Genomic DNA, 12,816 nt, shown 5'->3' with positions numbered 1-12,816 from the left:
GGCAGATCGGGCGGAGGGTGTTGTCTGTGGACGGGGCGCGGTTGCGTTATCCGCCAGGATCCCTGGTGATTTTGACGGGGCTGCCTGGCGCGGGCAAGACCACGCTGCTGCAACGCCTGTACGGCATGCACGGCGCGGAAAGCGTGCCCGTCGCGGCCGGGAGCGCCGTGGTCATCGACTCCTCGCAGGCCAAGCTGCACTGGCACGGCAGGCTCGCCTGGGCGCCCTACCCGGTGCGCCGCGCTGTGGTCTTCGCCACACATCTGAGCCGCATCAGGCAGGCGCTGAACCAGGGGCAGGCGGTCATCGCGCACAATCGGGGCTGCGGCCCGTACGTGCTGCGGGGTTTCGCCTGGCTGGCCCGCAGGCACGGCGCGGACTTCCACCTGCTCCTGCTGGACACGGCGCCCGAGCTGGCGCTGGCGGGCCAGCGGGTCAGGGGCCGGGTGGTGGCGCCCAGGACGTTCGCGCGCCACCAGCGCAGGTGGGAGAGCCTCCTGGCGCGGGTCAAGGGCGGCAGGTTCACGCCGGCCACCGGCGCGCGCATCGTGGACCGCGCCGAGGCCGGGTTGCTGGAGGAGATCCTGTTCGACTCGGTCAGGGACGCCGATCCCGGCCGGCGTCGATTGTTCTGATGAAAAGCCGTAAAGCCGCCCGGCCCGTTCAGAGGACGGGCAGGTAACGGCCCAGCTCGAACTCGGTGACGTGGCGGCGGTATTCGCGCCACTCCGCCCGCTTGTTGCGCAGGAAGAAGTCGAAGACGTGCTCGCCGAGCGTCTCGGCCACCAGTTCGCTGCGCTCCATGACCTCGATCGCGTCGTTGAGCGAGCCGGGCAGCGGCTGGATGCCGAGGGCGCGCCGCTCGGCGCTGGTCAGCGTCCAGACGTTGTCCTCGGCGGCAGCCGGCAGTTCGTAGCTCTCCTCGATGCCCTTCAGCCCGGCGGCCAGGATCAGCGCGAAGGCGAGGTAGGGGTTGCAGGCGGAGTCGAGCGAGCGGAACTCGATGCGCGTGGAGCCGGCCTTGTTCGGCTTGTACATCGGCACCCGGACCAGGGCCGAACGGTTGTTGTGGCCCCAGCACACGTAGGAGGGGGCCTCGCCGCCCTGCCCGGCGATGGCCTCGGCGCCGCCCCACAGCCGCTTGTAGGAGTTGACCCACTGGTTGGTGATGGCCGTGATCTCGGCGGCGTGCCTGAGCAGCCCCGCGATGAACGAGCGCCCGATCTTGGACAGCCGGTAGTCGGAGCCGGCCTCGTAAAAGGCGTTCCTGTCGCCCTCGAACAGCGACATGTGCGTGTGCATGCCGGAGCCGGGGTGCTCGGTGAACGGCTTGGGCATGAACGAGGCCCAGATGCCCTGCTCCAGCGCGACCTCCTTCATGACCAGGCGGAAGGTCATGATGTTGTCGGCCGTGGTGAGCGCGTCGGCGTAACGCAGGTCGATCTCCTGCTGGCCGGGCGCGCCCTCGTGGTGGCTGAACTCGACGGAGATGCCCATCGACTCCAGCATCATGATGGCCTGGCGGCGGAAGTCGTGGCCCGAGCTGTGCGGCGTGTGGTCGAAGTAGCCGCCCGAGTCGATCGGCTCAGGCCGCACGCCCGGCTCCGGCCGGTTCTTCAGCAGGAAGAACTCGATCTCCGGGTGGGTGTAGAAGGTGAAGCCCATGTCGGCGCACTTGGCCAGCGTGCGCTTGAGCACCCAGCGCGGGTCGGCGTGCGAGGGCGAGCCGTCGGGCATGAGGATGTCGCAGAAGATGCGCGCCGCGCCCGGCGTCTCGCTGCGCCACGGCAGGATCTGGAACGAGGCCGGATCGGGCTTGGCCAGCATGTCGGACTCGTAGACGCGGGCGAAGCCCTCGATGGCCGAGCCGTCGAACCCGATGCCCTCGGCGAAGGCGCCTTCGAGCTCGGCGGGCGCGATGGCCACGGACTTGAGGAAGCCGAGCACGTCAGTGAACCAGAGCCGGATGAACCGGATGTCGCGTTCCTCTAGCGTGCGGAGCACGAACTCCTGCTGGCGGTCCACAGCGTCCCCTTTGACGAACAGTAACGACTTCTATCCCAGCATGCCGTGTCCGTGTTTCGCACACGTTACGGGGGGTGCCGGTGCGAGCCTCGCTGACAAAGGGCCCGCCCCGACTTACTGTGATCACGCAGTCAGTCTCGGGGGAGGCATTGGTGGCTATCGACCTGCTCAATCACAAGCTCGATCGGGCGTTCGACCACATCGACGCCGGCGGCAACGGCGTCGTTGAGCGCGAGGACCTGCTGGGGCTGGGCGCCCGCCTGCTGGTGGGTTTCGGGGAGTCACCCACCTCGGTCACCGGGGCGAGCCTCGTGGACAGCTTCGACCGCATCTGGTCCACCCTGTCGGAGACCCTCGAACGCGACGGTGACTCCGGCATCGCCCGCCCGGACTTCCTGCGGGGGATGACGGCGGCGTTCGTCGAGGGCGACCACTACGACCCGGTCTTCAGGCCCGCCACGCTGGCGGTGGCGGAACTGTGCGACGGCGACGGGGACGGGGTGATCGGGCCGGGTGAGTTCCGTACGATGTTGTGCGCCTTCGGGGTGGCCTACGACGACGTGGACGAGGCGTTCGACCGGCTGGACCGGACGGGCAGAGGTTCGCTCACGGTGGACGAACTGGTCCTGGCCGCAGCCGACTACTACCGCAGCGGCGACCCCAACGCGGCCGGCAACTGGCTCTACGGGCCCCTGTGAAAGCCCCTGTGAAAGCCACGATGAAGAGCACGGTGAAGACTCCCGTGAAGGGCACAGCGAAGGGCACGGTGAGCAGTACGGTGAAAGCCGCCGCGAACAGCACCACCGTATTCGCCGCAGTACGCGCGACGGTGCTCACGACAGTGCGTGCCGCCCTGGCGTCCCTGCTGCCGCTGCCGCGCAGAGGGGGTTCGGCCGCGCTGGCGCTGCTGCCGCTGACCGAGCGGGTGCCCGCGATGGCGACGCCGTGCAGGATGCACCCGGCCGTGTACGCGATCGAGGCCGCGGTCATCGACTGGGCCAGGAGGACCGGCCTGCGGGCCGATCCCGGCGTCGGATACCACCGCATGGCGGGCCGGGCGTTCGCCGAGTTCGACGCGGCCGCGGCGGCGCTGTTCGCGCAGTGGCTGACCTGGCTGTTCCACCTGGACGACGAGCTCGACGAGCGCTCTGGGCCGCTGGAGATCTTCCACGGCATGCTGAAGGGCGCCTCGCGCCATCCGCTGGAGGCGGCCTTCGCCGACCTGTGGCGGGTGACGAGCGTGCGGATGAGCGACCAGTGGCGGGCCAGGTTCGCGGTGGGGCTGCAGCGCCAGTACGACGCCTGCCGTACCGAGGCCGAGAACCGGGCGGCCGGGCGGATGCCGACGCTGGAGGAGTACCCGGAGCTGCGCAGGGGCACGGTGGGGCCTTACCTGTACGACCTGGTCGAGCCATGCCTGCGGGTGGAGGTGCCGGTCTGGGTGCACGAGTCGGACCCGTGGCAGGAGCTCGTGAACGCCTGCAGCGACGTCACGGCGTGGTGCAACGACGTGGCCTCGCGGCCCAAGGAGCGCGGCGACGCGCACAACTTCGTGGTGCTGGCGATGCGGCAGCTCGGGCTGGGCGACCGGGAGGCGACGGACTGGGTGCTGGACCGGATCGCCGCGCGCTGCCAGGACATGCGCAAGGCGGCCAGGCGGCTGCCGCTGGACGATCTGGAGCCCAAGACTGCCAGGGACGTCAGCAAGGTCGCCTGCGCGTACCTGGCCGCGCCCCGCGCCCACCTGGACTGGCTCCTGGAGTCGAAGCGCTACGCGTAGGGTGTGACCGGCGGGTCTTCACGCGGGCCGGGGCCGGCGGCCAGGATGTCGCCGGCGAGGGTGCGGCGGTAGACGACCTGCTTGCCGATCCGCATCCCCACCGCCAGCCCGCCGCCGCGCAGCACGCCGAGGTGCTGGCTGACCGCGCCGGGCGTGAGCGACATGCGGGCGGCCAGCGCGGAGGTGGTGGCGGGCTCGGCGAGCGCGAGCAGGATCAGTGCCCTGCTCCTGCCGATCAGCGCGGCCAGCGCGCCGGGCGCGGGCGGCGGGCCCTGCTCCCACAACGTGCCGACGCCCTGCACCGGGTAGACCAGCATCGACTGGTACGGCGCCGACATCACGGCCACCGCCGGCCAGTAGAACGCGCTGGGCACCAGCACGAGCCCGTCGCCGTGCACCCCGTCCGACAGGCACCATGGCCGGTCGATGAGCAGCCGCTCCCCCGTCCAGACCACCGAGGGCCCGAGCCCGGCGAACAATTCGCGCGCCCCGCCCTGGGCCAGTTGCCGCGAGCGGCGCAGCACGTCCCGTTCCAGCAGGGCGTACACGCGCGGCCAGAATTCGGCGAAGCACTCCTGCCAGTACGCCCGCAGCGCGTCGGCGACCCTGGCCACCCCCGCCTCGGGGTCGGCGACGAACCGCGCGATCGCCTCCGGGTTCGTGCTCTTCACGCGGGCGGCCTCCGCCCGGGCCAGCTCGGGGGAGGCGCTCCTGACCCGGTCGAGTTCGGCGGCGAAGTCGGGCATCGGCGTGTCGGGCGGCGGGGTGATGAAGTCGGCCAGGTATCCGCTCGGCGGCACGAGCGCGAACAGCTCGGCCAGGTCGAGCCCGGCCAGCCGGGGCCGCACGGCCTTGAGCCAGGGCAGGTGGATGGACTGCCTGGCGGGCTGCTGGAGGGTGCGCAGGCTGGCGACGAGCTCCCACATCGGGGAGAACGCGAACCGGATGCGCGCCACGTCCTCCGGCCTGAGTACCCACGTGATGGCCATGCTTTTAGTGTGCGCTAAATCGTTCGCGCCTTGACACCGCAGATCTCACGCTTTGACCCGTGTCGAACGCTATCGCGGAGAAGCCCTCCTTCCTGAGGTCGAAGTTCGGTGGCCTCCCCCGGCCGTTCTGGGCGTTGTGGGGCGGCACGCTGGTGAACCGCCTGGGCACCATGGTGCTGCCGTTCACCGGCGTGTACCTGACCCAGAGCCGCGGCCTGTCGGTGGCCGCCGCGGGCGTGGTCATGGGCGTGTTCGGCGCCGGCTCACTGCTGTCGCAGCTGCTCGCCGGCGTGCTCGCGGACCGGATCGGGCGCCGGGCCACGCTGTCGGGCGGCATGCTGGCCACGGCGGTGTTCATGCTGGCGCTGGGGTACAGCACCTCGCTGCCGGCGATCCTGGTCTCGATGTTCGGGCTCGGCCTGGTGATCGACGTCTACAGGCCCGCCTCGAACGCCCTGGTGGCCGACCTGGTCTCGCCCGAGGAGCGGCCCAGGGCGTACGGGCTGCTGTTCTGGGGGATCAACCTCGGCTACTCGGTGGGCATGACGGCCGGCGGGTGGCTGGCCGGGCAGGGGTTCCTCTGGCTGTTCTGGATCGACGCGGTGTCGAGCGTGGTGTTCGCGGTGCTGGTGTGGCGGGCGGTGCCGGAGACCAGGCCGACGCAGCGGCACGCGGCGGGCGGCTTCGGCGTGGTGCTGCGCGACCGGGTGATGGTCGGGTTCACGCTGGTCATGCTGGGTCACGCGCTGCTCTACCTGCAGACGACGACGATGTTGCCGGTGGCGATGACCGACGTCGTGAAGTTGTCGCCGCAGGAGTTCGGGCTGGCCATGGCGCTGAACGGGGTGCTGATCGTCGTTGTGCAGCCGCTGGTGTCGGGGTGGCTGGGGCGCAGGGATCCGGCCCGCACGCTGGCGCTGGGGCTGGCCGTGATGGGGGCGGGGTTCGCGATGACGGCGTTCGTCACCAGCACGCTCGGGCTTGCGGCGACGATCGCGGTCTGGACGGCGGGAGAGATCGTGCTGGCGGGCATCCCCGGGGCCGTCACGGCCGCGCTGGCGCCCCCCGAGCTGCGCGGGCGGTACGCGGGGCTGTTCGGGTTCGCGTGGTCGCTGGCGGCCGTGCTGGCGCCGATGCTCGGAGGGCCGCTGCTGGCGCTCGGCTCCGAGGTGTTGTGGTTCACGATGGGCGGGGTCGGCGCGGTGTCGGCGGTCGGCATGCTGCTGCTCGGACCGGCGATCAGGCGCCGCTGACCGGGGTACCGCGATTTCCGGAAATGCCGTCTTATCGTCGCTTTGACGATAAAAATGAACGCGTATTAGGCTGTCATATGTGGCTCAACTGCGCATTGCTCTGGCACAGACGAACCCGACGGTCGGCGATCTGAGCGCCAACGCCGACAAGCTGGTCGCGTGGACCCGCGACGCGGCCGAGCGGGGAGCTCATCTCGTCGTCTTCACCGAGATGTACCTCACCGGCTACCCGGTGGAGGACCTGGTCCTGCGCACGTCCTTCGTGGACGCCAGCATCAGGACCCTGGAAGAGGTCGCGGGCAGGCTGGAGCGGGAGGGCCTGGGCGGGCTGCCGGTGGTGGTCGGCTACGTGGACCGCGCCGGGCTGGCCCCCCGGGTGGGACAGCCGAAGGGCGCGCCGCTCGACGCCGCCGCGCTGCTCCACCAGGGCCGGGTGGTCACCCGCACGGCCAAGCACCACCTGCCCAACTACGGGGTGTTCGACGAGTACCGCTACTTCGTGCGCGGCGACCGGCTGCCGATCTTCCGGCTGCACGGGGTCGATGTGGCGATCGCGGTGTGCGAGGACCTCTGGCAGGAGGGCGGCCCCGTGGCCGTCGTGGGGCAGGCGGGGGCCGGGCTGCTGGTGGCGCCGAACGCCTCGCCGTACGAGAAGGAGAAGGACGACGTACGGCTGGAGCTGTGCGCCCGCAGGGCCCGTGAGGCCGGGTGCGCGCTCGCCTACGTCAACCAGGTCAGCGGGCAGGACGAGCTCGTCTTCGACGGCGACTCGATCGTGGTGGACGCCTCGGGCGAGCCGGTGGCGCGGGCCGGGCAGTTCAAGGAGGAGCTGCTGGTCGTGGATCTGGACGGGCTGCCGGTCTCGGACGCCGAGCCTGGGACGTACCCGTACGACGCGGGCGACGGCTCCACCATCACGGTCGAGCGCCTGGTGTTGTCGCGGGAGCCCGTCGCGCCCTACCCGCCCGAGCCCGCCAGGCTCGCCGAGCGGCTCGACCCGCACGCCGAGGTCTACTCGGCGCTGGTGCTCGCGGTGCGCGACTACGTGGCCAAGAACGGCTTCAAGTCGGTCATCCTGGGCCTGTCCGGCGGCATCGACTCGGCGCTGACCGCCACGATCGCCTCGGACGCCATCGGCCCCTCGCGCGTCCACGTGGTGCTCATGCCCTCGCGCCACTCCTCCGACCACTCGCTGGCCGACGCCGAGGACCTGGTGCGCAGGCAGGGCATCGTCGCGCAGGTGGCGCCGATCTCGGAGATCGTCAACGCCTTCGAGAAGGAGATCGAGCTGTCGGGACTGGCCGCCGAGAACCTCCAGGCCAGGGTGCGCGGCATGATCCTGATGGGCCTGTCCAACGAGCACGGCCACCTGGTGCTGACGACGGGCAACAAGAGCGAGCTGGCCACGGGCTACTCCACGCTCTACGGCGACTCGGCGGGCGGTTTCGCGCCGATCAAGGACGTGCCGAAGACGATGGTGTGGGAGCTGGCCAGGTGGCGCAACGCCCACTCCGGGCCCGGGTTCCTGCTCCTGGCCGAGCAGCCGATCCCGGAGAACTCGATCACCAAGGAGCCGAGCGCGGAGCTGCGGCCCGACCAGCGCGACACCGACTCGCTGCCGCCGTACGAGGTGCTGGACCGGCTGCTGGACGACTACGTGGAGAAGGACATGGGCTCGCAGGAGCTCATCGCGGCCGGGCACGATCCCGAGCTGGTGACGCGGGTGATCCGGCTGGTCGATGTGGCCGAGTACAAGCGGCGGCAGTATCCGCCCGGACCCAAGATCACGCCGAAGAACTTCGGCCGCGACCGCCGCCTGCCCATCACCAACCGGTGGCGCGAGACCACGAACTGACCGGCTGGGGCCCCTTCCGCCTGACCGGCTGCAGCCCTTTCCGCCTGACCGGCCACGGCCCCTTCCGTCCGACCTGCTGCAGCCCCTTTCGTCCGACCTGCTGCGGCCTCTTCCGTGACGCGTAACCAGTAGGTTACGCTTCATGGCGTGGACGAGGTGGCGGGAGCGATCGCCGACCCTGTGCGGCGGCAGATACTCGTGATGTTGCGCGGTGGCCGGCTCTCGGCCGGCGAGGTGGCCGAGCGTTTCGCGATCAGCCGCCCCGCCGTGAGCCGCCACCTGCGGGTGCTCAGGCAGAGCGGGCTGGTACGCGCCGAGCTCGTCGGCAGGCAGCGCCTCTACACACTCGATCCGGAGCCGTTCGGTGAGCTGGTCGGCTGGCTCGGCCAGTTCGCCCGGCCCACCGGGTGGGAGCACCGCCTCGACGCCCTGGAGACAGAGGTCTACCGGACGCGCCGCGAACGCCGCGACCAATCCGAGCCGCAGCCCGGCGGCTCGCGCGGCGAAGGAGAGGAGAGAACCGCATGAGCCCCATCCCCACCGGCCGGTTGTTCAGCACCGCCGAGGGCGCCGACCTGGTCCTCACCAGGACTTTCCGCGCGCCCGCCGACGACGTCTGGGCCAGTATCACCGAGTCCGACCGCACCGCCCGCTGGTTCGGCCCCTGGGAGGGCGACGCCGCGCCCGGCAACACCATCAAGGTGCGGCTGGTGTTCGAGGATCAGCAGCCCTGGTACGACATGCGCATCGACGCCTGCGAGCCGCCGCACCGCCTGGCGATCTCGTCGCTGGACGAGCACGGCGCCTGGCACCTGGAGCTGCTGCTGTCCGAGACGGACGGCGTGACGGAGCTACGTTTCGTCCAGCACCTCGACTCCCCGGACGGCGTCGGGGACATCGGCCCCGGCTGGGAGTACTACCTCGACCTGCTGGTGGCCTCCCGCGATGGATCCCCGGCCCCCGACTTCGCCGACTACTACCCCTCGATGAAGGAGCACTTCCTCGACCAGGCCCGCGCGTAATTGTCGGTGCCGCCTGGCACAGTTGCCCGCGTGGCCCAACCTCTCAAAGACATGATCAACGCCCGCTCGGTGTCGGTGTTGGCCGACGGGCTGAGCGCGGCCTGGGCTCCGTTCCCGCGAGCCCGCTTCACCGCCGCCGCGCTGGCGGGCCTGGACGGCCTGGAGCTCAAGGCGCGCGTGTCCCACGTCGCCACGTCCCTGCACGACGCGCTGACCGTGCCCTATCCGCTGGCCGCCGAGTTCGTACGGGAGTGCGCGGGGCGGGGCGATCTGGACATGTGGAGCGGCTGGCCCGCGACGGAGCACACGGCCGTCCGGGGGCTGGACCATCTGCACGCCGGGATGGAGACGCTGGCCGCGCTCACGCCGTACGCGACGGGAGAGTTCGCCGTCCGTCCCTATCTGGAGCACCACCGCGACGACGCACTCAAGATCATGTTCGACTGGGCAGAGTCCCCCGACGAGCACCTGCGCCGCCTGGCCTCCGAGGGGTCGCGCCCACGGCTGCCGTGGGCGCGGCGGGTCGGCTGGCTGATGACGCCGGGGCCGACCCTGCCCCTGCTCGACCGGCTGCGCGACGACCCGAGCGAATACGTGCGCCGTTCGGTCGCCAACCATGTCAATGACCTGGCCAAGGACCATCCTGACGTGGCGCTGGAGCTGCTGACCCGGTGGCGCGCGGCCGGTGGCTCGCACGTGGAGAAGGTGCTGCGGCACGCCGTGCGTGGCCTGCTGCGCGCCGGCCATCCGCGGGCGCTGACGCTGGTGGGCGCCACGCCGGGCAGCGGCGCGGTCGAGACGCTGACCCTGGAGTCGGAGACGGTGGCCGTCGGCGGGAAGCTGACGTTCACGATCACGGTCACGTCGGAGGCGGCGGGGCCGGTGCTGCTGAAATACGCGATCAGGCGGCCGGGGTCGCGGCGCGTCTTCCACCTCGGGCAGCGGGCGGCGAACGGCTCCGGAGAAACGTTCACCGTACGCAAGAGCCATTCCTTCCGGCCGGTCACGACCCGCGACGAGCCGCCCGGCGCCAGGGAGCTCGATGTGATCGTCAACGGTAGGGTGGCGGCCAGCATCCCCTTCACCCTGCTCGACCCCGAGGCGGCCCTGTGACCTCTACCAACATCACGGCGATCCCGGTTGACTCCGGCCGCAGCCAAGACCACCTCGGAGGCCCCCGCCGAGCCCTGGACGAGTACAGGCGCTTCCGCCGAGTCCAGGACGAGTGCAACCGCTTCCGCCGGGCCCCGGACGGGTGCAGCCACCCTCGCCGAGTCCAGGACGGTGTTCCCATGATCTTCGCCGGACCCTCGACGCTCTCGGAGACGCCCGCGAGACCTGCGGCGGTGGTCGCGTGACGGGGGTCGATGGGGAGTCTCTGCGGGATATCGACCTGGTCAGGATCGAGATGGGCGTCATCTGGCGTCTCGACGCGCGTGGACGGCTGCCGGGGCCGGAGGACGTGGTGATCGGCGTGGCGTCCGACGGCATGACCGCGGCCGTGTCGTCCGGTGTGGCCGACGCGCTCGCCGGACGGCTGCTCGACATCGTCGGCCAGAGCGTCCCCTCTCCCTCCGGCACGCCACCGGACGTGCTGGAGGACTGCCGGAAGCTGCTGGGCGGCGACGGGGTGGCGATCTCGGGTGGGCCGAGTTACCTGGTGAGCCCGCCCGTCCGGTCCGGCGGCGCGGTGGCCGAGGTGCTGCGGTCCGACGAGCCCGCGCATGCCCGCCTCGTTCATCCGCTACGCCCCGGCAACTGGGAGCCGGAGGAGTGGGAGGAGCTCATCGGCGGCGGCGAGGGAGCACCCTGGGCGATGATCGTCGAGGAGGGCCAGGTGGCCGCGATCTGCCACACTCCCCGCCGAACCCCGCTGGGCGCCGAGGCAGGCACGTGGACCGCTCCGGCGTATCGGGGCCAGGGGTACGCCGCCGCCACCACCGCCGTCTGGGCCGGGCTGCTGCCTGGGATCCACCTGTTCTACAGCACCAGCGCCGACAACCATTCCTCCCAGCGGGTGGCCGGGCGACTGGGCCTGCGCCCGCTCGGCTGGTTCTGGAAGCTCACCATCTGACGCCCTGCGTGAGTGCCGCGCCACGCCCGCTGGTGTCGTGCTGACGCCCTGCGCCAGTGCCGCGCCGGTGTCACGGACTGACACCCTGCGCCAGTGCCGCACCGCCCCCGCCGGTGTCACGTTCTGACGCCCTGCGGGAGTGCCGCGCTGCCCCACCGGTGTCACGTTCTGACACCCTGTGCCTGTGCCGCCGGCCGCCGGGGTCACGTTGCCGAGGGGTGATCGTGGGTGCCCGTGTGGAGGACCTCCTGTTCCCACTGGTCGCGGGGCTGCGTGTGCAGGCGCCAGTAGTGCTCGGCGATGTCGTCCGGATCGAAGGCTGTTCCCGGGGCGACGGTGCCGGCGACGGTGACGCCGGCCACGTGGACGCCCGACGGCCCGTACTCCTCGGCCAGCATCGCCACCAGCGCCCGTACGCCGGCCTTGCCCAGGGACAGGCTCACGTAGCGGGCCTTGGGCTCGGGCATGCCGCCGGTGAGGAGGAACGTGCCACTGCCGCGCCGCGCCATCGCGGGCGCCACGTGCGAGGCCGCGACGAGAGCGCCCACCACGTTGACCGCCCAGGCGTCGAGCTGGACCTTCGCGTTCGCCTCGCCCGGGGAGTCAGGGCGGATGATCGCGGCGTTGTACACCACGACGTCCGGCGTGCCTGCAAATCCCCGCGCCGCCGCGTCGAGCGCCGCGCGCAGTCCGTCCTCATCGGCGCAGTCGGCCCGATAGGTGAGCGCCCCTTCGAGGCCGAGGGCGTCGCCGGTACGCGAGATGAGGGCCACCGGCAGGCTCTCCCTGGCGAACCTGCGGGCCACGGACCGCCCTATCCCCGGCCCCGCCCCGATGATCACCACTCCTGGCATCGATCCGCTCCTTGACGTTGTTGCGAGTCATCAGTCGCGACGGTAAGGCGTCACATCGATGTGAAGGTCAAGGTGCGTATGAGGATCGGTGACCTGGCCCGCGAGAGCGGGGTGAGCAGGCGGCTGCTGCGCTACTACGAGGAGCAGGGCCTGCTGCGGCCCCGGCGGCTGCCGAACGGCTATCGCGAGTACGGCGACGCGGACGTGGCCGCCGTCCGCCACATCCGTGCGCTGCTCGCCGCCGGCCTGCCCACTGCCGTGATCGCGCGACTGCTGCACTGCGTACGCGACGACGGCGGGCGGACGGTGCCGGTCGCCTGTCCCGGTATGGTCGGCCACCTGCGCGGAGAACGCCGCCGCATCGCCGAGACCATCGAACGGCTCCAGACCTCCCAGAGCGCGCTCGACTCGTTGCTCGCCACCGTCCTCGCCCAACGCTGACAGGAGGCAAGCCGCCACTCACCTCGGCTCTGACAGGAGCCAGCGCCCTGCCCACGCACAGCACCTCGCACCTCGCGGCCGATCCACCCCTCGGACGGCTCGCGTAGCGCCGGGGCCTACGCCTCGGACGGGTCGCGCAAGGCCGGGGCCTGGGCGTCGGATGGGTCGCGTAGTGCGAGGGCCTGGGCGTTGGTCAGGCCGTTGCGGGCCGCCACGCGGCGCCGGGCGCGTACCTGCGCGCTCGTACGGGGCCGGAACTTCGGCTGGCGCCCGCACCCGCAAGCCTCGAACCCCTCGTAACGCAGCCCCGCCTCCAGCACCGCCACGACGGCCCGCCACCCGCGCTCGTCCGCCCGGCGCGGCGCGGCGAAGTCGTGCCCCGCGTACAACATCGGCCGGCGGCAACGGGCGCAGCGGTGCTCGCCGCTGTACCAGGGCTGCTTGAAGGAGCGGCGGCAGGACAGGCAGACGTAGTGGACCTTGTAGTGGACCTCCCCGTACGTGCACACGCCCGCAACGCTAC

Annotated in this window: 14 protein-coding genes; 10 read left to right on the top strand and 4 right to left on the bottom strand. The window is 71.3% G+C overall.

The features are described from left to right. Nucleotides 1-65 precede the first annotated feature (65 nt). A complete protein-coding gene (locus tag AB0I81_RS21340) occupies nt 66-635 on the top strand; it encodes an AAA family ATPase (protein ID WP_360659091.1) in 570 nt (189 codons plus the stop codon). A 28-nt stretch (nt 636-663) separates the two neighbouring features. On the opposite strand, the gene AB0I81_RS21335 is transcribed toward AB0I81_RS21340, so the two are convergent. Then, a complete protein-coding gene (locus AB0I81_RS21335) occupies nt 664-2,025 on the bottom strand; it encodes a glutamine synthetase family protein (protein WP_360659089.1) in 1,362 nt (453 codons plus the stop codon). Nucleotides 2,026-2,177: 152 nt separating this feature from the next. On the opposite strand from AB0I81_RS21335, the gene AB0I81_RS21330 reads away from it, so the two are divergent. Continuing rightward, nucleotides 2,178-2,723, top strand: a complete 546-nt coding sequence (locus AB0I81_RS21330) for a hypothetical protein (RefSeq protein WP_360659087.1) — start codon at nt 2,178-2,180, stop codon at nt 2,721-2,723. A gap of 32 nt (nt 2,724-2,755) precedes the next feature. After that, nucleotides 2,756-3,805, top strand: coding sequence for a terpene synthase family protein (locus AB0I81_RS21325; RefSeq protein ID WP_360659085.1), 1,050 nt, complete (start codon nt 2,756-2,758; stop codon nt 3,803-3,805). Here the strand turns inward: AB0I81_RS21325 and AB0I81_RS21320 are convergent. After that, nucleotides 3,796-4,794: a DUF5937 family protein gene (locus AB0I81_RS21320; RefSeq protein ID WP_360659083.1), complete on the bottom strand. Its 999-nt coding sequence runs from the start codon at nt 4,792-4,794 to the stop codon at nt 3,796-3,798. The genes AB0I81_RS21325 and AB0I81_RS21320 overlap by 10 nt on opposite strands. Nucleotides 4,795-4,853: 59 nt before the next feature. Here AB0I81_RS21320 and AB0I81_RS21315 point away from each other — a divergent pair, with 59 nt between their 5' ends. The 6 genes from AB0I81_RS21315 (at nt 4,854) to AB0I81_RS21290 (ending at nt 10,998) form a co-directional block, all read left to right on the top strand. Further along, entirely contained in the window at nt 4,854-6,047 is a 1,194-nt protein-coding gene (locus tag AB0I81_RS21315) for an MFS transporter (protein WP_360659081.1), read from the top strand. Between the two features lie 79 nt (nt 6,048-6,126). Continuing rightward, nucleotides 6,127-7,902: an NAD+ synthase gene (locus AB0I81_RS21310; RefSeq protein WP_360659079.1), complete on the top strand. Its 1,776-nt coding sequence runs from the start codon at nt 6,127-6,129 to the stop codon at nt 7,900-7,902. Nucleotides 7,903-8,049: 147 nt separating this feature from the next. Next, complete coding sequence (locus AB0I81_RS21305; protein ID WP_360659077.1) at nt 8,050-8,430, top strand: metalloregulator ArsR/SmtB family transcription factor; 381 nt, start codon at nt 8,050-8,052, stop codon at nt 8,428-8,430. Further along, nucleotides 8,427-8,924, top strand: a complete 498-nt coding sequence (locus AB0I81_RS21300) for an SRPBCC family protein (protein ID WP_360659075.1) — start codon at nt 8,427-8,429, stop codon at nt 8,922-8,924. Before AB0I81_RS21305 ends, AB0I81_RS21300 begins: the two co-directional genes overlap by 4 nt. A gap of 30 nt (nt 8,925-8,954) precedes the next feature. Next, on the top strand, nt 8,955-10,037 hold the full coding sequence (locus AB0I81_RS21295) for a DNA alkylation repair protein (protein WP_360659073.1): 1,083 nt from the start codon (nt 8,955-8,957) through the stop codon (nt 10,035-10,037). Between the two features lie 241 nt (nt 10,038-10,278). Then, nucleotides 10,279-10,998 carry a GNAT family protein gene (locus AB0I81_RS21290; RefSeq protein ID WP_360659071.1) on the top strand — a complete coding sequence of 240 codons (720 nt, stop codon included), beginning with the start codon at nt 10,279-10,281 and terminating at the stop codon, nt 10,996-10,998. 203 nt (nt 10,999-11,201) lie between these two features. Here AB0I81_RS21290 and AB0I81_RS21285 read toward each other — a convergent pair whose 3' ends face one another. After that, nucleotides 11,202-11,852, bottom strand: coding sequence for an SDR family NAD(P)-dependent oxidoreductase (locus tag AB0I81_RS21285; RefSeq protein ID WP_360659069.1), 651 nt, complete (start codon nt 11,850-11,852; stop codon nt 11,202-11,204). Between the two features lie 78 nt (nt 11,853-11,930). On the opposite strand from AB0I81_RS21285, the gene AB0I81_RS21280 reads away from it, so the two are divergent. Further along, the gene (locus tag AB0I81_RS21280; protein WP_360659068.1) at nt 11,931-12,293 is read left to right on the top strand and encodes a MerR family transcriptional regulator; all 363 of its coding nucleotides are present in this window, start codon (nt 11,931-11,933) and stop codon (nt 12,291-12,293) included. Nucleotides 12,294-12,409: 116 nt separating this feature from the next. On the opposite strand, the gene AB0I81_RS21275 is transcribed toward AB0I81_RS21280, so the two are convergent. Further along, nucleotides 12,410-12,802, bottom strand: a complete 393-nt coding sequence (locus AB0I81_RS21275) for a hypothetical protein (RefSeq protein ID WP_360659066.1) — start codon at nt 12,800-12,802, stop codon at nt 12,410-12,412. Between the last annotated feature and the right edge of the window lie 14 nt (nt 12,803-12,816).

It is taken from the genome of Nonomuraea sp. NPDC050404, from assembly GCF_040655495.1.
Lineage (GTDB): Bacteria > Actinomycetota > Actinomycetes > Streptosporangiales > Streptosporangiaceae > Nonomuraea.
Note: the sequence above shows the minus strand (reverse complement) of the source record. Positions and strands in the feature narration are given on the sequence as shown.